Consider the following 19267-nt stretch of genomic DNA (forward strand, 5'->3'; position numbering starts at 1 on the left):
CGCTTCAGCCTTTAACGATCTGGTTCTTGCCTTGGCGCTTGGCACGGTACATGGCGGCGTCTGCTCGGGCGAACAGGCTGTCGAGCGTTTCATCCTCATCCTGCAACCCGGTCAGCCCTTGGCTTACGGTAACCCCGTAGGTGTGCTCGCCATGGCTAAAACTCAACCGCTGGATCTCCCGCTGCAGACGCTCGGCAATCTGCTCGGCCACCTGCGCGGTGCAGCCGGGGAACACGGCGGCAAACTCCTCGCCACCGATTCGCCCGAACTGATCGCCACGGCGCAGGACGGCCTTGCCGCTGTCGGCGATGCGCTGTAGCACCTGATCGCCTTCCTGGTGGCCGTAGGTGTCGTTGATGTGCTTGAAATCGTCGATGTCCAGCAGCAGGAAGGCCATTGGCGTGCCGTCCTCGCGGGCGCTGTCGAAGGCCTGCTGGGCGCATTCGAAGAAGTGCCGGCGGTTGCTGCTCTGAGTGAGCACGTCGGTGGTGGCCAGCCGTTGCAACTCGCCTTCGAGCTGTTTCTTTTCGGTGATGTCCTCGGCGATGCCGACGATGATCACCCGCTGGTCGCCCTCGCGCTGCTGGTTGATGTAGCACTTGTCGCTGAGCCAGCGCACCTCGCCGGCGGCATTGAGGATGCGGTACTCACGGTCCTCGACGGTGCCCTTGACCAGCACCTGGGCCAGGCTGCGCTCTGCGTACTCCAGGTCGTCCGGGTAGATGGCGTCGCGCCATTCGTTGTAGTCGGCCAGTACCAGGCTGGCCGGGCGGCCGAAGATGCGCTCGTAGGCGGGGCTGACGTAGAGCACCTGGCGGGTTTCCCAGTCGAAGGCCCAGAGCACGGCGTTGACGCTGTCGAGCAGCGAGCTGTACAGCTGCTCGCGTTCGCTCAGGCGAGCCACTTCGCCTTGGGCGTGGAGCAGGGCCAGCAGGGTCTGGGCGGCTTCTGGGCGGGGAGTGCTGGCAGGTGTGGGTGGGAGGTCTTTGGCCATGAGCACGGAACATTTCTCGACGATGGGCGTGCGGCCACGGTCCGGCCCGCCACGCGGGCGATATGCCGGGTTTGAGTCGGTTTTCGGGGGGGAAGTTCCGGCCGGCACGCCCCATTGCGGGGCATGCCGATCAACGGTGTTCAGGCGCCGTTGGGGCGCAGCGAGTAAGTCTTGAGCTGGGCGGCGAAGTCACGCAGCGAGTGGATGCCACTGGCCTCAGCCTCGTGCACCCAATCCTTCATCGCGGCGAGCATGTCATGGCCGTTGGCGCTGGTGCGCGCCCAGATCTGCTGCAGTGCCAGGCGCTTTTCGTAGATGGTCTTGAGTGCCTGGCTGTGGGCCAGCATCGACTCGATGCGCACGTGGTGGCGGTCCTGCAGCAGGCTGGTCTCCCGCGAGAGCAGGCGCTTGGCACGGCGGAAACGGTGGCGCACCGAGGCGTCGACCTTGTCCAGTTCCTGCTTGACCAGCGGGCCGATCACCAGCTTGCGGTACTGGGCCATGATCTGGAAGCGGTTGTTGAGGATGGCCATGGCGGTGTCCATGTCCAGCGACGCCTTGCCTTCCACGCGATGGGCGATGGGCGCGACGCGCTGCACCTTGGCCAGGCGCAGCAGGCTCAGCAGGCGGATCCACATCCAGCCCATGTCGAACTCCCAGCGCCGCACCGAGAGCTTCGCCGAGTTGGGGTAGGTGTGGTGGTTGTTGTGCAGTTCCTCGCCGCCAATGATGATGCCCCACGGCACCAGGTTGGTGGCGGCGTCGCGGCATTCGAAGTTGCGGTAGCCCACGGCATGGCCCAGGCCGTTGACCACGCCAGCGGCCCAGAACGGGATCCACATCATCTGGATCGCCCAGATGGTGATGCCGATGGTGCCGAACAGCAGCAGGTCGATCACCGCCATCAGGGCGATGCCGCCGAGCTTGTAGCGGGTGTAGAGGTTGCGCTCGATCCAGTCGTCCGGGCAGTTCTTGCCGTAGATACGCAGTGTTTCCTCGTTGCGCGCCTCTTCACGGTACAGCTCGGCGCCCTTGCGCAGCACGGTGCCCAGGCCCTTGTGCACCGGGCTGTGCGGATCGTCCGGGGTTTCGCACTTGGCGTGGTGCTTGCGGTGGATGGCGGTCCACTCGCGGGTGTTCTGCGCGGTGGTGAGCCACAGCCAGAAACGGAAGAAATGCTTGAGCCCCGCGTTCAGCTCCAGGGCGCGGTGCGCCGAGTAGCGGTGCAGGTAGATGGTGACGCTGACGATGGTCAGGTGGGTCATCAGCAGGGTGACGGCGACCAGTTGCCAGGCCGACAAGTCGAGTAGACCGTAGTACCACATAACGGGAAAGACCCTCGAAAACTCAGGGGGAACAGCGCTCGCATTATCCCCGGGTGGGTAAATAAAACCAGTCGCTCTTTTAGATAGGAGGTCACAGGGTGTTTCAGCCCTTATAATGCCCCTTCCTTTTTCATGGGCTCATCCACCCGACATGTCTGTTTCCGTTCGCGACGCCTTGCGCATGGCCGGGCTCTACGTGGTGTTCTCGATCCTCTGGCTGGCAGCGTCCGAGGGGGTTCTGCACAGCATGACCGAGGACCCGCTGGCACTGACCGTGGGGCGTCAGATCAACGTCGTGGTGTGGGTGCTGCTCAGCGCCCTGCTGATCTTCGTCTCGCGCGCCCGGTTGCTGAACTTCATCGGCATCGGCGCGCGCCTGCGCAGTGAAGACCGCGAGCGCCTGCGCATGGCCGCGGCGGTGTTCGACAGCACCCTGGAGGGTGTGCTGGTGACCGACCGCAATGGCCTGATCGTGCACGTCAACCGGGCCTTCATGCGCATCACCGGTTACCAGCAGGACGAAGTCATCGGCCAGCGCCCGAGCAAGTTCAAGTCCGGTCGGCATGGCGCGCCGTTCTACCAGCAGATCTACGCCGCCCTGGCGGAGCAGGGCGAGTGGAGCGGGGAGATCTGGAACCGCCGTAAAAGCGGGGAGATCTATCCGCAATGGCAGACGATCTGCGCCATTCGCGATGACAGTGGCGCGCTCAGCCATTACGTCGCGGTCTTCAGCGACATCAGCGCGATCAAGCACACCGAGGAAGAACTGGCCTATCTCGTCCATCACGACCCGCTGACCGGCCTGCCCAACCGCCTGCTGTTCAATGACCGCGCCATGCAGGCCATGGCCGCGGCCCAGGCCAACAAGCGCGGCTGTGCCCTGCTGCTGCTCGACCTCGACCATTTCCAGAGCATCAACGACGGCCTCGGCCACACCATCGGCGACCAGTTGCTCAAGCTGGTCGGTGAGCGTCTGTGTGAGGTGCTGGGCAGTGGCGTGACCCTGGCCCGGCTGGGCGGCGACGAGTTCGGCGTGCTGGCCGAGAACTGCCAGCAGGTCGGCCAGGCCGGCAAGCTGGCGCAATCGATCATCGAGCGTTTGAAGGAACCGTTCTGCTTCGAAGGCAACCGCCTCTTCATCAGTGTCAGCATCGGCATCAGCCTGTTCCCCAGCGATGCGCTGAGCGCCGAGCAGTTGCTGCGCAACGCCGACTCGGCGCTGTTCAAGGCCAAGAGCAACGGCCGCGCCTGTTACGCGCTGTACACCGAGGAGCTCACCGCCCATGCCCAGCAGCGGGTCGAGACCGCCGGCGAGTTGCGCCGTGCGCTTGAGCAGCAGGAGCTGCGGGTGTTCTTCCAGCCGGTACACGACCTGTTCACCGCCCGGATGATCGGCGTCGAGGCGCTGGTGCGTTGGCAGCATCCCCAGCGCGGCCTGGTCCCGCCCGGGGAATTCATCCCCATCGCCGAGCGCACCGGGCTGATCGCCGAGATCGACGCCTGGGTCCTGCACCAGGCCTGTCGGCAGATGGTGCAATGGCAGACCGAGGGGCGACAGCTGGCGTTCGTCGCGGTGAACATTTCCAGCCGCCTGTTCAGCCAGCGCGACCTGTACCGGCAGGTGGCCGATGCGCTGCACGACACCGGCCTGGATCCTGCGCTGCTCGAACTCGAAGTGACCGAGAGCGCGGTGATGGAAGACCCTGAAGTCGCTCTGGAGCAGTTGCACCGTCTGCGTGAGCTGGGTGTGACACTGGCCATCGATGACTTTGGCACGGGCTATTCGTCATTGCTGCGGCTCAAGCGGATGCCCGTGCAGAAGCTCAAGATCGACCAGGGCTTCGTCGCGGGCCTGCCCCATGACGAGGACGACATCGCCATCGTGCGGGTGATCATCGCCCTGGCCCGGAGCATGGGCATGCAGGTGCACGCCGAAGGGGTCGAGCAGGCGGAGCAGGCGCGGTTCCTGCTGGAACAGCAATGCCAGCTGGGGCAGGGCTACTGGTTCGGGCGGCCGGTGCCGGCGGCGGAGCTGCACTGGGGCTGAGCCTTGTGCATACCGTTGTAGGAGCGGCCTTGCCGAGGCGTCGGACCGGCCGGAAAGGGCTGCGAGGCGGCCCCAGGATTTCAGCGTTGATACAAAAATTGCCGGGGCCGCTTTGCGGCCCTTTCGCGGCACAAGGCCGCTCCTACACCCGAAATACATCAACGCTTGTTCAATCCCTTGGCCAAACAGTCCCCGCCCAGCTGGATCACTGCCACCAATGCCACCAGCATCACGATCACGGTCAGCATGATCTGGCTGTCGAAGCGTTGGTATCCGTACCGATAAGCGATATCCCCCAGGCCTCCGGCGCCGATCGCGCCGGCCATGGCCGACGAGTTGATCAGTGTCACCAGGGTGATGGTGAAGCCGCCGACGATACCCGGCAGGGCCTCGGGCAACAACACGTGCCAGACGATGTGCCAGCGCCGGCAGCCCATGGCCTGGGCGGCTTCGATCAAACCATGGTCGACCTCGCGCAGGCTGACCTCGGCGATCCGCGCGAAGAACGGCGTGGCGGCGATGGTCAGCGGCACCACGGCCGCCCACACGCCATAGGTGGTGCCGACCACCAGGCGGGTGAAGGGGATCAGCGCGACCATCAGGATCAGGAACGGGATCGAGCGGAACAGGTTGACGATGGCGCCCAGCACCCGGTTCAGCGCCGGGGCCTCGAAGATCCCGCCCTTGTCGCTGGTGACCAGCAGCACCGCCATCGGCACCCCGACGAGCAGTGCGACCAGCGAGGACACGCCGACCATCAGCAGGGTGTCGAGCAGGCCTTGCAGCAGGCGATCAATCCACATGGCCGAGTACCTCCACATCCGCGGCCCAGCGACGGGCGCGTTCGAGCAATTGGTGGGTGTCCAGCGGCGAGCCGCGCACGGACAGGATCAACTGCCCCAGGGCATGCTCGCCGATGGTCTCGACGCCGCCCTGGAGCAGCCGCACGCGCCCGCCCAGGTCGTTGAACAGGGCGCTCAGCTCCGGTTCGCCGACCAGGGTGAGCTTAAGCACCACGGCCGCGTCGCGGCTGACCGGCTGGGCGCGCAGGCTGGCCTGCAAGGCTGCCGGCAGCTTGGTCTGCAGCGGTGCGAGCAGGGTGCGGGTGACGTCGTGGCGCGGCGTACCGAATACCTGCCAGACCTCGCCCTGCTCGACGATCTCGCCACGTTCGAGCACCACCACACGCTGGCAAATGTCGCGGATCACCGCCATCTCGTGGGTGATCAGCACCACGGTCAGGCCCAGGCGCCGGTTGATGTCGCGCAGCAGTTCGAGGATCGAGGCAGTGGTTTCCGGGTCCAGCGCCGAGGTGGCCTCGTCGCACAGCAGGATCTCGGGGTCATGTACCAGGGCCCGGGCGATGCCGACGCGCTGCTTCTGCCCACCTGACAGCTGCGCCGGGTAGACGTGATGTTTTTCCGCCAGGCCGACCAGCTCCAGCAGCTCGCGCACCTTGCGCTGGCGCTTGGCCTTGGCCACGCCGGCCACCTTCAGCGGGAGCTCGACGTTCTGCCACACGGTCTTGGCCGACATCAGGTTGAAGTGCTGGAAGATCATGCCGATGCGCCGGCGCAAGGCCACCAGGCGGTCCTCGTCGAACGGCGCGATATCCACCTGGTCGATCAGCACCCGGCCCTGGCTGGGTTGCTCCAGGCGGTTGATGGTGCGCAGCAGCGAGGACTTGCCGGCGCCGCTGCGGCCGATGATGCCGAAGATCTCGCCCCGGCGGATGTTCAGGTCGATGCCTTGCAGTGCCGGCTGGCCCTGGCCCGGATAAGTCTTTCCCAGGCCGAGGAAACGTATGTGCGCCTGGTTCACCTCCGGGCGCAGGGCCGTTTCCTCGGCCTTGAGCGGTTCGGCGGGCGGGATGGGCGCCCTGAGGGCGCTGGCCTGGGCCATGTCAGCCTTCCCACCCGGCCTGGTAGAGCTTGCCATGGGCCTTGTCCAGGGCGGCGCGCACGACCGGCGAGTGTTGGTAGATATCGACGAACTTGGCCAGGCGCGGGTCGTTCTTCTCCTGCGGGCGGATGACGAACTGGATCACGTATTCCTTGTTCTCCAGGCCGTCGAACAGCAGCGCCGAGGTGGCGTCGAAGGTGTTGGCCAGGCGGATGTAGGCCGGGTAGCCCTGGACCAGGTCGGCGTCATCGTAGGCGCGTACCAGCTGCACGGCTTCGACCTGGAGAATCCGGATCTGCTTCGGGTTGGCGACGATGTCGTCCTCGGTGGCTTTGTAGCCCACGCCCGGCTTGAGGGTGATCAGCCCGGCCTTGGCCAGCAACTGCAGGCCACGGCCACTGTTGATCGGGTCGTTGGCGATGGCCACGCTGGCGCCCTCGGGCAGTTCCTGGAGACTCTTGTATTTTTTCGAGTACAGGCCGACGTTGTTGATGATCCCCGGCGCGTACGGGACCAGGTCGAAGCCGGCGGCGGCCTTGGCGTTTTCCAGGAACGGGATGTGCTGGAAGTAGTTCACGTCGATATCGCCGCTGTTGAGGCTGACGTTGGGCGCGATCCAGTCGCTGAACTCGATCAGTTTCACTTCCAGGCCTTGTTTATGGGCCTCCTCCACCGCCGCCTCCAGGGGGATGGCGAAGGCGGCGGTGGTGCCGATCTTCAGGGGTTCGGCGGCAAGGGCGGCGGCGGACAGGCCGAGGCCCAGGGCAATGGCCGCGACGGGCCGGAACAGTTTCTCAAGCATGGTGCAGGGCTCCAGTCGGGGCAGGGTCGGGGGTGTTGCGGTAGCGGGCGCCGGGGTGTCCGCCGGGCAGGCGCGGCTCGCCGCTGGCGAACAGCTTCTCGCGCAGGGTGCCCTCGGCGTAGGCGGTCTTGTAGCGACCGCGGCTTTGCAGGGCGGGGACCACCAGCTCGATGAAGTCCTCGTAGCTTTCCGGGGTGACGGTGCGGGTCAGGTTGAAACCGTCCAGGCCGGTTTCGTCGATCCAGGCGATCAGCTGCTCGGCCACCTGCTCGGCGTCGCCCACCAGGGTCACGTAGCGACCGCCCAGGGCGTGCTGTTCGAGCAGGCGGCGGCGGGTCCAGGCGCTTTCCTGCAATTGGCGGGTGGCGGACTGGATGGCGTTGCCCTTGGCGAAGCCGATGGGCTCGTCCAGTTCGTAGCGCGAGAAGTCGATACCGGTGGAGCTGGCGAAGTGCGCGACCCCGGCCTCGGCGCTGGCGTAGCGCAGGTATTCGGCGTGCTTGGCCTGCGCCTGCGCCTCGGTCGGCGCGACGATCACGGTGATGCCCATGAACACCTTGACCGCCTCTGGGTCGCGCCCGGCCGCCTTGGCCGCGGCGCGCACCTTGTCAACCTGGGCGCGGGTGGCGGCCTTGTTCTGGCCGCTGATGAACACGCACTCGGCATGGTTGCCGGCGAAGGCCAGCCCGCGTGGCGAACTGCCGGCCTGGAACAGCACGGGCGTGCGCTGCGGCGAAGGCTCGCACAGGTGGTAGCCCTCGACCTTGTAGAACTCGCCGTGGTGCTCGACCTTGCGCACCCTGTCGGGGCGGGCATAGACCCGCTGCTCGCGGTCGGCGACCACGGCATCGTCGGCCCAGCTGCCTTCGAGCAGCTTGTACAGCACCTGCAGGTACTCGTCGGCCTGGTCGTAGCGGCGGTCGTGCTCGGGTTGCTGCTCCAGGCCCATGGCCCGGGCGGCGCTGTCGAGGTAGCCGGTGACGATGTTCCAGCCGACCCGGCCATTGCTCAGGTGGTCGAGGGTGGAAAGGCGCCGGGCGAACAGGTAGGGCGCCTCGTAGGTCAGGTTGGCGGTGAGGCCGAAGCCCAGGTGCTTCGTCACCGCCGCCATGGCCGAGACCAGCAGCAGCGGGTCGTTGACCGGCAGCTGGATCGACTCCTTGAGCGTCACGTCGACCGACTGGCCGTAGACGTCGTAGGTGCCGACGATGTCGGCGATGAACAGCCCGTCAAACAACCCGCGCTCCAGCAGGCGAGCCAGGTCGGTCCAGTAGTCGAGGGTCTTGTAGCGCGTGGAGGTGTCCCGTGGGTGGGTCCACAAACCGTGGTTGATGTGCCCGATGCAGTTCATGTTGAAGGCATTGAGCAGGATCTCCTTGGCCATCAGATGGTCCCCCGGCGCGGCGGCTTCTCGTCGTTGAGGTAGTAGTTGCCGATGGCGTGGTACTTCCAGCGCACCGGGTCGTGCAGGGTGTGCACCCGGGCGTTGCGCCAGTGGCGGTCGAGGTTGTGCTCGGCCAGGGTGGCCTGGCTGCCGGCCAGCTCGAACAGCGTGGTACCGGCGGCCAGGGAAATCTCGGTGCTGATCGCCCGGGCCTCGGCCACGGCGATGGAAGCGGCGGCCAGGGTCTCGGCGTTGCTGTCGGCCTGGGCAATGTCGAGGATTTCCCCGGCCCGTTCGAGCAGCGCCTCGGTGGCGTGCAGGCGGATCGCCAGGTGGCCGAAGCTCTTCAGGGTCAGCGGGTCGTCGCTGGCCTTGTCGAGGCCGGAGTCGATCCAGGGGCGGCTGCGGGTGCGCACGAAGTGCAGGGCGTCCTCGTAGGCGGCGCGGGCGATACCGGTGTCGATGGCGGCATGGAGGATCTGCGCCAGCGGGCCGACCGTGGTCGGGCGCTCAAAGGCACTCTGGAACGGCACCACGTCCTCGGCGCGGACCGCCACGTGGTTGAACACCACCGAGCCGCTGCCGGTGGTGCGCTGGCCGAAGCCGCTCCAGTCGTCGATCACCTCGATGCCCTGGCTGTCGGCGGGCACGAAGGCCAGGTGCGACACGTCCTGCTCGTCGATCACCAGGGTCGGGATGCGCTGGGCGTAGATCGCGCCGGTGCAATAGAACTTGCGGCCGTCGATGCGATAGTGGTCGCCGTCGCGGCTCAGGCGGGTGGTGCGCTCGTGGGCGTTCTTGGTGCCTAGCTCGGCCAGGGCGTTGCCGAAGCGGCGGCCAGCGAGGACTTCGGCGTAGAGGCGTTTTTGCTGTTCGGGACTGCCGTTCACCCGCAGCACTTCCAGGGCGTAGAAGTGGTTCTGCGGGATCTGCCCGAGCGAGGCGTCGGCCTGGGCGATGCGGGCGATGACCTTGGCCAGGGTGACATTGGACACCCCGGCGCCGCCGAAGGCCTTGGGCACGCTGATGCCCCACAGGCCGGACTGCACGAAGCGTTCGAGTTCGGCATGGGGCAGGCGGCGCTCGCGGTCGCGCAGGGCGCTGTCCTGGCGCAGGTGTTGGGCGAGTTCGTCGGCGACGGCCAGGGCCTGGGCGTCGGTGGTGATGATGGATGCAGTCATTTTGCTCTCCGGAGCCTGGGGACGTCGTGCGCCTCTTCGCGGGTAAACCCGCTCCCACAGGTACAGCGCTGTTATCGGAATCGGTGCGATCCCTGTGGGAGCGGGTTTACCCGCGAAGGGCTGCGCAGCAGCCCCAAGGCTCGATATCAGATCCAGGAATGGCGGGCAGGCAGGGTGCCGTTGAGGTGGTAGGCGCCGACGGCGTGGTACTTCCAGCGCACCGGGTCGTGCAGGGTGTGGACCCGGGCGTTGCGCCAGTGCCGGTCGAGGTTGAACTCGGCCAGGCTGGCGCGGCTGCCGGCCAGCTCGAACAGCTTCTCGCTGGCCTGCAGCGAGATCTCGGTGGTGAGCACCTTGGCTTCGGCCACGGCAATCGAGGCACGGGCCGCGGCGGCGGCATCGATCACGCCGGCGTTCACCTCGTCGAGCACCTTGGCAGCCTTGCGCAGCAGGGCCTCGGCGGCATGCAGTTCGAGCTTCAGGCGACCGATGTCGGCGATCACATAGGGGTCGTCGCTGTTGCGTTCGACCTTGGCCTCGATCCACGGCCGGGACTTCTCCCGAACGAACTGGATTGTGTCCTCGATCGCCGCTTCGGCGATGCCGGCGTCGATCGCCGCCTGGATCAACTGCGAGGCGGCGCCCTGGATGCTGGGTTCCTCACGCAGGCGCCAGTTGGCCACCACCAGGTCGGCGTCCACCGGCACCTGGTCGAGCAGCACGGTGCCGCTGGCGGTGGTGCGCTGGCCGAAGCCGGACCAGTCGTCGACGATGCGCAGCCCAGGGCTGCCGCGACGGACGAACGCCAGGCGCTGGCGACCATCGTCGTCCAGCGCCTTGACCGCCACCCAGTGGGCGTACAAGGCACCGGTGGAATAGAACTTCTCGCCGCTGATGCGATAGCCATCGCCATCACGGGTAAGGCGCGCCTTGAGCGTCAGGGTGTCCTTGGTCCCGCGCTCGGGGCCGGCATTGCCGATGCGCCAGCCGTCGAGCACCGAGCGGAAGATCAGTTCCTGCTGGGCCTGGGTGGCGGTCAGGCGGACCAGTTGCAGGATGCCGAACTGGTTCTGCGGAATCTGCCCCAGCGCCGGGTCGGCGGCACTGATCAGGCGGAACACTTCGGCGATGGTGGCGAAGGACACCTCGGGGCCGCCGAAGGCCTTGGGCACGCTGATGCTGCCCAGGCCGCTGCGGGTGAACTGTTCGATCTCGGCCCAGGGCAGCTTGCGCTGCTGGTCACGTTTGGCGGCCTGCTGGCGGGCCACCTCGGCCAGTTCGCGGGCGGCCTGCAGGGCCTCTTCGTCGTTGCGCAACACCGTGGCCGGCAGCAGCAGCGGCGAGCTGTCGAGATCGCTGTGGAATCGGGTAGTAGTTGGTTGGCTGGACATCAGTACCGCTCCTTGGCTGCACTCAATGCCCTGGCGTTATGCACTGGGGTGATTGTGATCCTGACCATTCCTAACCTCACAAAGTTGAAAGCGTCGCCTCAGCTGATGGCGACAGACGTTTGCTGGTCCGGTGGTCCGGTCGATATACCCTATTCGTTTAGAAAAAGTTTATGAACTACCGTTTAGGAATATGGATAGAAGAACTGCAGGGTCGGCCCTGTCGTGCAGGGAAATGCTATCCCTGTGGGAGCGGGCTTGTCGGACCGCCGCACCGCCGCGAACACCGGCGAAGCCGGTGCCATACACCGCGCTGGATTCTTCGCGGGTAAACCCGCTCCCACAGGGTTAAGTCAAATCAATGGTTTACGTGAGCGGTCAGCGCGGGATCGTCACCACCAGCTTGCCCACCGCCTGGCGCTGCGCCAGGCGTTCGATCGCCGCGCCACCCTCGGCCAGTGCAAAGGTCTGCGACACCAGGGGCTTCAACTTGCCTTCGGCGTGCCAGGCGAACAGCTGGCGGAAGTTGGCCGCGTTGTCCTCCGGTTGGCGCTGGGCGAAGGCGCCCCAGAACACCCCGAGCACCGCCGCGCCCTTGAGCAGGGTCAGGTTCACCGGCAGTTGCGGGATCGTGCCGCTGGCAAAGCCCACCACCAGCAACCGCCCGTTCCACGCCAGCCCGCGCACGGCCTGGTCGAACAGCGCGCCGCCGACCGGGTCGTAGATCACGTCCACGCCCTGGCCGCCGGTCAGGCGCTTGATCTCGTCCTTGAGGTTGGCCTGGCTGTAGTCGATCAGTTCGTCGGCCCCGGCCGCCTGGGCGATTGCCAGTTTCTCGGCGCTGCTGGCCGCGGCGATCACCCGCGCGCCCAGGGCCTTGCCGATTTCCACCGCCGCCAGCCCGACGCCGCCCGAGGCGCCGAGCACCAGCAGGGTTTCGCCGGCCTTGAGCTGGCCGCGCTGGGTCAGGGCGTGCATCGAGGTGCCGTAGGTCATGCCGAACGCGGCGGCGGTGGTGAAGTCCATGCCCGCCGGGATCGGCAGCACGTTGTAGAACGGCACCGCCACCCGCTCGGCGAAGGCGCCCCAGCCGGTCAGGGCCATGACCCGGTCGCCGACCTTGAACGCGCCGGCCTTCTCGCCGACCGCGGCCACCACGCCGGCCGCCTCACCACCCGGGGCGAACGGCAGCGGCGGCTGGAACTGGTACTTGCCTTCGATGATCAGGGTGTCGGGGAAGTTGACCCCGGCGGCGTGCACGTCGAGGAGGATCTCGTTCTTCTTGGGCGCGGGGCTGGCGACCTCTTCCAGGACCAGGTCCCGCGCCGGGCCCAGGGCTTTGCACAACAAGGCTTTCATCAGGGCTATTCCTTTGCGTGTGGTGGCCGATAAGTGTAGGAGGGCCACCCCCAGGGTCAACGAGCATGGCCGGCCCTGATGAGCCGGCATAAGCCCGGGCTTGGGTTTGGCCGGCGCGCTGGGTAAGCTGGCGCCAACTGTATTGAGGAGCGAATTCGTGAAAGCGTGGATCTTGATGGTGCTGGCCCTGATGCTGCCAGTGGCGGCGATGGCCGAGGAAAAGGAAGGCGAGCCCAAGGTCGCCTACATCAGCCTCAGCCCGCCCTTCGTCGGCAACTACGCCCTCGACGGCAGCCCCAAGCTGCGTGTGTTCAAGGCCGACGTCGCCCTGCGCGTGACTGGCGATGCCGCCGCCACCGCGGTCAAGCACCACGAGCCGCTGATCCGCAACCAGCTGGTGGCGCTGTTCACCCAGCAGGGCGTGGACAACATGAGCAACGTCGAGGCCAAGGAAAAACTGCGTCAGGAAGCCCTGAAGCAGGTGCAGCAGGTGATGGAGTCCGAAGAGGGCAAGCCGATCGTCGAGGACCTGCTGTTCAACAACCTGATCGTGCAGTGATCAGGCGGCGAGGCTGCGGCGAAAGCGCGCCAGGGCCACGCCGAAGAACACCAGGCCGATCGCGGCCAGGGCCGCCACATCCGGCCACACCACGTTCAGTCCGGCGTCGCGGAACAGGATCGCCGCGCCGAGGCTGACGAAGTGGGTCGAGGGCGAGCCCTGCATGACCCACTGCAGCCACTGCGGCATGCTGTCCAGCGGCGTGCTGCCCCCCGAGAGCAGCAGCATCGGGATGATCACCGGGATCGCCAACAGGCCGAACTGCGGCGTCGAGCGCGCCAGGGTGGCGAGGAAGATACCCAGCGCCGTGCTGGCGAACAGGTACAGCGCGGTCACCCCCAGGAACAGCCCCATGGAGCCCGCCAGCGGCACGCCCAGGGCGCCCTTGACCACCACTTCAAGCGATATCCAGGTACAGGCCACCACCACCAGGGCGTTGCTGGCGATCTTCGCCAGCATGATTTCCAGCGCCGTCAGCGGCAGCACCAGCAGGTGATCGAGGGTGCCGTGCTCACGCTCGCGCAGCAGCGCGGTGCCGGTGAGGACGATGGCCAGGATGGTGATGTTGTTGACGATCTGGATCACCGCCAGGAACCAGCCGCCTTCCAGGTTGGGGTTGAACAGGGCTTTCGGGTTGAGCAGGGCCGGGCTGCTGGTGCTGCGGCCTGCGTACTCCAGCAGTTCGCGTTCGAAGATCCGGCCGATGTAGCCGGCCCCCATGAAGGCCTGGCTCATGGCCGTGGCATCGACGTTGACCTGCAGCTCCGGCGAGCGCCCGGCCAGCAGGTCGGCCTGGAAGTTCACCGGGATGTTGACCACGAAGGTGTACTGGCCGCTGTCCATGGCCTGGTCCAGGCGATCCGCCGGCAGTGCCACGGCAGGCTGGAACTCGGGCGGCTGCAGCGATTCGGCGAGCTTGCGCGAGACGGCGCCGTGGTCTTCGTCGACCACCGCGACACTGGCGTTGTGCACGCCGATCACGGAGCCTGCGGCGGGCATGTAGATCGCCACGCTGAAGGCGTACAGCAGGAACAGCAGCAACACGCTGTCGTGGCGCAGGCTGGTGAGTTCCTTCAGGCCCAGGCGCAGGGTGTGGGAGAGGCGGCTCATCTCAGGCCTCCTGTTTTTTCAGCATGACCAGGCTCAGCCCGGTGAAGGCGGCGAAGAAGCCCAGCAGCGCCAGGCACTGCGGCCACAGCTCGCGCAGGCCCAGGGCCTTGGTGAAGGTGCCGACGGCGATGTCGAGGAAATAGCCGGCCGGGAACAGCTGGCCCATCAGCGCCGCCGCGCCGTCCAGCGACGAGCGCGGCACGATCAGGCCGGAGAACTGGATGGTTGGCAGGCTGGTGATGATCATGGTGCCGAGGATCGCCGCGATCTGCGTGCGGGTGAACGCCGAGATCAGCAGGCCCAGGCTGGTGGTCGCCAGCAGGTAGGCCAGGCCTCCGCAGGCCAGGGCCAGCGGGCTGCCCTTGAGCGGCACGCCGAACAGCCAGCGGTTCATCGCCACCAGCAGCGCCAGGTTGACCAGGCTCACCGCGAGGTAGGGCGCCTGTTTGCCGAGCAGGAACTCCAGGCGGGTCAGGGGCGTGGCGTAGAAGTTGGTGATCGAGCCCAGTTCCTTTTCCCGGACGATGCCCAGCGCGGTGAGCATGGCCGGGATGAAGGCCAGGATCAGTGCCATGACGCCGGGGCCGATGGCGTTCACGCTGACCACGTCCTGGTTGTAGCGAAAGCGCGTTTCCAGGCGTACCGGCTGCTGGCGCGCCACCGGGTGCGGGCCGAGGGCGGCCAGCTGCTCAAGGTTGGCCTGGTGCACGGCCTCCACATAGTTGCGGCTGGTCTCGGCGCGAAACGGCATGCCGCCATCCAGCCAGGCGGCCACCACCGGCTGGCGCCCGGCATGCAGGTCGCGGCCGAAACCCGGCGGGATCTCCAGGGCCAGTTTGATCTCCGAGCGTTGCAGGCGCTGGTGCAACTGGCGGGCATCGCGAATCGGCGCCTGCTCGGCGAAGTAGCGCGAGCCCCGGAAGGCCTCGAGGTAGGCGCGGCTCTGCGGGCTCTGGTCCTGGTCGTACACGGCGAAGGCGAGGTTCTCCACGTCCAGCGAGATGCCGTAGCCGAAGATCACCATCATGAACAGCGCGCCAAGCAGGGCAAAGGCCAGGCGCACCTTGTCGCGCAGCAGTTCCTTGCCTTCGCGGCTGGCCACCGCCAGCAGGCGGCGCAGGCTGAAGGCCTGGCGCAAGGCGGGCGCCGGGGCGGCGGCCTGTTCCAGCCCTGCATCGGCCTGCGCCTGGACGGGCGCGTCCTGGGCCTGTTCGAGGCAGCGCACGAAGGCGTCTTCCAGGGTCTCGCCGCCGAACTGGCGCTGCAGCGCCAGCGGGGTGTCGCAGGCCAGTACCCGACCGGCGTGCATCAGCGAGATACGGTCGCAGCGCAGGGCCTCGTTCATGAAATGGGTGGACAGGAAGATGGTTACGCCCTGCTCGCGGGACAACTCCACCAGCAGGCGCCAGAAGTCGTCGCGGGCCGCCGGGTCGACCCCCGAGGTCGGCTCGTCGAGGATCAGCACTTCCGGGCGGTGCAATACCGCCACGGCCAGCGACAGGCGTTGGCGCAGGCCCAGGGGCAGGGCGCCGGACGGCTGGTCGGCAATGGCGCCTAAGTCGAAGCGTTCGATGAGCTCGGCGATGCGCGGCGCGCTGTCGGCCTTGGCCAGGTCGAACAGGCGGGCGTGCAGTTCGAGGTTCTGTCGGGCGCTCAGTTCGCCATACAGCGAATAGCTCTGGGACATGAAGCCGACCCGCTTGCGCGTGGCCAGGTCGCCGGCATCCACCGGGCGGCCGAGCAGGCTGGCGCTACCCTCGCTGGCCGGCATCAGGCCGGTGAGCACCTTCATGGTGGTGGTCTTGCCGCAGCCGTTGGAGCCGAGGAAACCGAAGATCTCGCCGCGGCCGATGGCGAAGCTGACCTTGTTCACTGCAGTGAAGTCACCGAAGCGCAGGGTCAGGTCGTGGGCCTCGATGGCGATAGGCCCGTCGTCGGCCTGGCGTTGCGGAATGCGCAGGGGCTCGGGCTGTGCGCGGCCGGCGCCCTGGAAGTGGGTGAAGGCGTCGTCCAGCTTGCCGCTGGGCGTAACCGCCGCCAGTTCGCGGCTGAGGCCGGCGGCCAGCAGGCGGCCAGCGTCGAGCATCAGGCAATGCTCGAACTGCTCGGCCTCTTCCATGTAGGCGGTGGCCACCAGCAGGGTCAGCTGCGGGCGCTGGGCGCGCACCTGCTCGACCAGCTCCCAGAAGCGCCGTCGCGACAGCGGGTCGACGCCGGTGGTCGGCTCGTCGAGGATCAGCAGGTCCGGCTCGTGGATCAGCGCGCAGCACAGCCCCAGCTTCTGCTTCATGCCGCCCGAGAGCTTGCCGGCCGGGCGCTCGGCGAAGCGCTCCAGGTCGGTGGCGCGCAGCAGGCTGGCCATGCGTTGCTCGCATTCGGCGCGGCCCAGGCCGAACAGGGTGGCGAAGAAACGGATGTTCTCGCGGATCGACAGCTCCGGGTACAGGTTGTTGCCCAGGCCCTGGGGCATGAAGGCAACCTTGGGATACAGCGCGGTGCGGTGGCGGCGCTGGCGGATCGAGCCACCGAGCACCTGCAACTCGCCTTGTTGCAGGCGCTTGACCCCGGCGATCAGTCCGAGCAGGGTCGACTTGCCGGCGCCGTCCGGGCCGATCAGGCCGCAGCGGGTCCCGGCCGGCAGGCTGAACGCGAGGGTGTGCAAGGACTGCAGGTCGCCATAGCGATGGCTGACACCCTCGGCCCGCAGGGCGATCGCCGCGTTCATTGCAGGTTGGCCGGCCAGCCCACATCGGCGGTGCGCACGTACCCGGCGCCGGGCATGCCTGGCTTGGCCTGGGGCACGGCACTTGGTTCGGTCAGGCGCAGCTTGACCCGGAACACCAATTTTTGCCGCTCATCGCGGGTCTCGACCTGTTTCGGAGTGAACTGCGCCTTGGCCGCGACGAACGCCACCTTGGCCGGCAGGGCCTTGTCCGGCAGGGCGTCGAGCACGATCCGCGCCTGGTCGCCGACGGTCAGCCGGCCGGTGGTGGCGGCGGGCAGGTAGAGGTTCATGTACTGGTCGCTAGGGTCGATCAGCATCAGCACCCGGCCACCGGCGCCGAGCACTTCGCCGGGTTCGGCCAGGCGCAGCTGGATGATGCCGTCGATGGGCGCGCGCAGGCTGCTGTCGTCGATCTCGCTGGTGAGCTGGGCGACCTGGGCCTCGGCGGCGCCGATGGCGGCCTTGATCGCCGCCAACTGGGCCCGGGCCGCGACCACGGCCGCGGTGGCGGTGTCGTAGCGGGCCTGCTGCTGGTCGAGCAACTGCTGGCTGGCGAACTTGCGCTGGTAGATCTCGCGCACCCGCTTGAGTTCCTGGCTGGCCAGCAACAGTTCGCTCTGGCGCAGCTGCACGCTGGCCTGGGCGGCGGCATAATTCTCGCGGGCGCGCAGCACTTCGGCCTCGGCCTGGCTGCGCTGGGCCTCCATCGTGCGGGTGTCGATGCGTGCCAGCAACTGGCCGCGGGTGACCTTGTCGCCTTCATCGACCAGCACCTCGGCCAGGCGCCCGGGGATCTTGCTGGCGATCTGCACCTCGGTGGATTCGAGGCGCCCGTTACCCATGCTCAGGCCTTCGGGCAGGCGATCGTGAAGAGACTTCCAGTAGCCCAGCCCGCCTGCCGCCAGCAACAGCAATACCAGGGCGGAGGCGAAGATTCTGGGGGCTTTTCTATTCATCGGTCTGCATCCTGCGGCTAGCACGCCTTATCCTGGCGCGACGCGCTTCCTTGCGCGTTGATATTGGTCAAACCCCTGACAATAGCCGCACAATCAGCTCAGCGCGAGGATCGCCGCCCATTGTTCTGCGGTCACCGGCATCACCGACAGGCGGCTGCCCTTTTGCACCAGTGGCAGTTCCTCGAGCGCCGCCTGCTGCTTGAGCAGGCCCAGGCCAAGCACCTGGCGGAAGGTCCGCACATGCTCGACGTCCACCGCGCTCCACGGGTTCTTCTCGGCGCTGGCCTTGGCGTCGTGGTAGTGGCTGTGCGGATCCAGGGCGGTTGGATCCGGGTAGGCGGCGGCGCTGATCCGGGCGATGCCGGCGATCCCCGGTTGCGGGCAGCTGGAGTGGTAGAAGAAGAATTCGTCGCCTACGCTCATGGCCCGCAGGAAATTGCGTGCCTGGTAGTTGCGCACCCCGTCCCAACGGGCGTTGCCCAGGCGTGCCAAGGCTTCGATGGAGAGCTCGTCGGGCTCGGATTTCATCAGCCAGTAGGCCATGGATGCTGCTCCTGAAAGAGTTTGAAATAACTCGTTGCATGAAACCGACAGTCGGTTGGCGTCAACGTTTGCCTGGCGACTCATGTTGTCGGAAAATGCGCCGATTTTAAGCTATACGCTCCGGCCGCCATCAAGAAAGCCGCCGAGCCTGGACAGTTGTTCTTGGGGGACGATCAATGAAACAACGTAAACCGGACCTGCTCTGGATTCTGGCCTTCGTCTTCGGGCTGGGCGTGGTCACCACCGGTTACGCGCAAGGCTTCTGGGAGCGCAAGCTGGATGCCGCCTACCAGCAGGCGCCTGTTGATCCGACGCAGCAACAGCACCGCTGATCGCACCTCACTTCGGCGCCAGGTACCAGCCACGGTCCGAGACCGTGCCTTGCAACGGTACATCCCAGCTCGCCTGGTTGAGTCGCTCCACTTTCTGGCATTCGTGCGCCAGCCCCAGCAGCAATGGCTTTTTCCATGTCTGGCGCCGGCCCTGGTAGGCCAGGCTGCGGTCATAGAAGCCACCGCCCATGCCCAGGCGCCCCCCCACCTCGTCGAAACCGACCAGCGGCAGCAGGATCAGGTCCAGCGCCCAGATCGGCCGTTGCCGCTTGCGTTCGATCACCGGCTCCAGGATGCGAAAACGGTTGGGCCGCAGTGCCTCGCCGGCCTCGAAGCGCTGGAACACCATGCGCGTGCGCGGCCAGGCATGCAGCACCGGCAGGTAGACGCGCTTGCCGCGCTTGTGCGCTTCGCGCAGCAGCAGGCGTGGGTCGATCTCGCCGTCATTGGGCAGGTACAGGGCGATATGCCGGGCGCGGCGGAACAGCGGATCCTGCGCCAGTTGGCGATACAGACCTTCGGCGGCCTGGCGTTGCTGGGCGGGTGTGAGAGCGCGGCGGGCATTGCGCAGGAAGCGGCGAAGCTGGGGGCGGGTGAGCGGCGCGGTGTCGGTCATGGCACAAGCGATCCCAGAAGAAACGAAAAGCCCGCCGTTGGAGG

At 66.9% G+C, this 19267-nt stretch carries 17 protein-coding genes; 3 read left to right on the plus strand and 14 right to left on the minus strand.

The window, feature by feature from the left end; all coding sequences use genetic code 11:
- Window positions 1-4: 4 nt before the first annotated feature.
- Together AC0MAZ_RS04330 and desA are read right to left on the minus strand one after the other, a co-directional pair.
- Window positions 5-994, minus strand: coding sequence for a GGDEF domain-containing protein (locus AC0MAZ_RS04330; RefSeq protein ID WP_234562460.1), 990 nt, complete (start codon window positions 992-994; stop codon window positions 5-7).
- 140 nt (window positions 995-1134) lie between these two features.
- A complete protein-coding gene (gene desA, locus AC0MAZ_RS04335) occupies window positions 1135-2319 on the minus strand; it encodes a delta-9 fatty acid desaturase DesA (protein WP_050703307.1) in 1185 nt (394 codons plus the stop codon).
- A 151-nt stretch (window positions 2320-2470) separates the two neighbouring features.
- On the opposite strand from desA, the gene dibA reads away from it, so the two are divergent.
- Window positions 2471-4366 (plus strand): phosphodiesterase DibA, encoded by a 1896-nt coding sequence (dibA, locus tag AC0MAZ_RS04340; protein WP_234562459.1) that lies wholly within the window; start codon window positions 2471-2473, stop codon window positions 4364-4366.
- Window positions 4367-4524: 158 nt separating this feature from the next.
- On the opposite strand, the gene AC0MAZ_RS04345 is transcribed toward dibA, so the two are convergent.
- The 7 genes from AC0MAZ_RS04345 to AC0MAZ_RS04375 all read right to left on the minus strand — a co-directional run bounded on the left by AC0MAZ_RS04345 (window position 4525) and on the right by AC0MAZ_RS04375 (window position 12382).
- The gene (locus AC0MAZ_RS04345) at window positions 4525-5169 is read right to left on the minus strand and encodes a methionine ABC transporter permease (RefSeq protein ID WP_475860322.1); all 645 of its coding nucleotides are present in this window, start codon (window positions 5167-5169) and stop codon (window positions 4525-4527) included.
- Complete coding sequence (locus AC0MAZ_RS04350; RefSeq protein WP_475860324.1) at window positions 5159-6268, minus strand: methionine ABC transporter ATP-binding protein; 1110 nt, start codon at window positions 6266-6268, stop codon at window positions 5159-5161. Before AC0MAZ_RS04350 ends, AC0MAZ_RS04345 begins: the two co-directional genes overlap by 11 nt.
- A gap of 1 nt (window position 6269) precedes the next feature.
- Window positions 6270-7070: a MetQ/NlpA family ABC transporter substrate-binding protein gene (locus AC0MAZ_RS04355; protein WP_475860326.1), complete on the minus strand. Its 801-nt coding sequence runs from the start codon at window positions 7068-7070 to the stop codon at window positions 6270-6272.
- On the minus strand, window positions 7063-8454 hold the full coding sequence (locus AC0MAZ_RS04360) for an LLM class flavin-dependent oxidoreductase (RefSeq protein WP_475860327.1): 1392 nt from the start codon (window positions 8452-8454) through the stop codon (window positions 7063-7065). Before AC0MAZ_RS04360 ends, AC0MAZ_RS04355 begins: the two co-directional genes overlap by 8 nt.
- Window positions 8454-9635, minus strand: a complete 1182-nt coding sequence (locus AC0MAZ_RS04365) for an SfnB family sulfur acquisition oxidoreductase (RefSeq protein WP_330104570.1) — start codon at window positions 9633-9635, stop codon at window positions 8454-8456. The genes AC0MAZ_RS04360 and AC0MAZ_RS04365 overlap by 1 nt, the downstream gene beginning before the upstream one ends.
- Before the next feature lie 146 nt (window positions 9636-9781).
- The gene (locus tag AC0MAZ_RS04370; RefSeq protein ID WP_475860328.1) at window positions 9782-11026 is read right to left on the minus strand and encodes an SfnB family sulfur acquisition oxidoreductase; all 1245 of its coding nucleotides are present in this window, start codon (window positions 11024-11026) and stop codon (window positions 9782-9784) included.
- A 375-nt stretch (window positions 11027-11401) separates the two neighbouring features.
- A complete protein-coding gene (locus tag AC0MAZ_RS04375) occupies window positions 11402-12382 on the minus strand; it encodes an NADPH:quinone oxidoreductase family protein (protein WP_232854818.1) in 981 nt (326 codons plus the stop codon).
- 157 nt (window positions 12383-12539) lie between these two features.
- Between AC0MAZ_RS04375 and AC0MAZ_RS04380 the strand changes: the two genes are divergently transcribed.
- Window positions 12540-12941: a flagellar basal body-associated protein FliL gene (locus tag AC0MAZ_RS04380; protein WP_110734175.1), complete on the plus strand. Its 402-nt coding sequence runs from the start codon at window positions 12540-12542 to the stop codon at window positions 12939-12941.
- Here the strand turns inward: AC0MAZ_RS04380 and AC0MAZ_RS04385 are convergent, their stop codons facing one another.
- The 4 genes from AC0MAZ_RS04385 to AC0MAZ_RS04400 form a co-directional block, all read right to left on the minus strand.
- On the minus strand, window positions 12942-14051 hold the full coding sequence (locus AC0MAZ_RS04385; RefSeq protein ID WP_475860330.1) for an ABC transporter permease: 1110 nt from the start codon (window positions 14049-14051) through the stop codon (window positions 12942-12944).
- A gap of 1 nt (window position 14052) precedes the next feature.
- Entirely contained in the window at window positions 14053-16776 is a 2724-nt protein-coding gene (gene rbbA / locus AC0MAZ_RS04390; RefSeq protein ID WP_475860332.1) for a ribosome-associated ATPase/putative transporter RbbA, read from the minus strand.
- Window positions 16773-17732 (minus strand): HlyD family secretion protein, encoded by a 960-nt coding sequence (locus AC0MAZ_RS04395; protein ID WP_050703321.1) that lies wholly within the window; start codon window positions 17730-17732, stop codon window positions 16773-16775. Before AC0MAZ_RS04395 ends, rbbA begins: the two co-directional genes overlap by 4 nt.
- 93 nt (window positions 17733-17825) lie before the next feature.
- Window positions 17826-18275: an EVE domain-containing protein gene (locus AC0MAZ_RS04400; protein WP_232854821.1), complete on the minus strand. Its 450-nt coding sequence runs from the start codon at window positions 18273-18275 to the stop codon at window positions 17826-17828.
- A gap of 176 nt (window positions 18276-18451) precedes the next feature.
- Between AC0MAZ_RS04400 and AC0MAZ_RS04405 the strand changes: the two genes are divergently transcribed.
- On the plus strand, window positions 18452-18607 hold the full coding sequence (locus AC0MAZ_RS04405; protein ID WP_254463897.1) for a hypothetical protein: 156 nt from the start codon (window positions 18452-18454) through the stop codon (window positions 18605-18607).
- A 7-nt stretch (window positions 18608-18614) separates the two neighbouring features.
- On the opposite strand, the gene AC0MAZ_RS04410 is transcribed toward AC0MAZ_RS04405, so the two are convergent.
- The gene (locus AC0MAZ_RS04410) at window positions 18615-19223 is read right to left on the minus strand and encodes a 5-formyltetrahydrofolate cyclo-ligase (protein ID WP_232854822.1); all 609 of its coding nucleotides are present in this window, start codon (window positions 19221-19223) and stop codon (window positions 18615-18617) included.
- Between the last annotated feature and the right edge of the window lie 44 nt (window positions 19224-19267).

The organism is Pseudomonas sp. A (genome assembly GCF_056270345.1).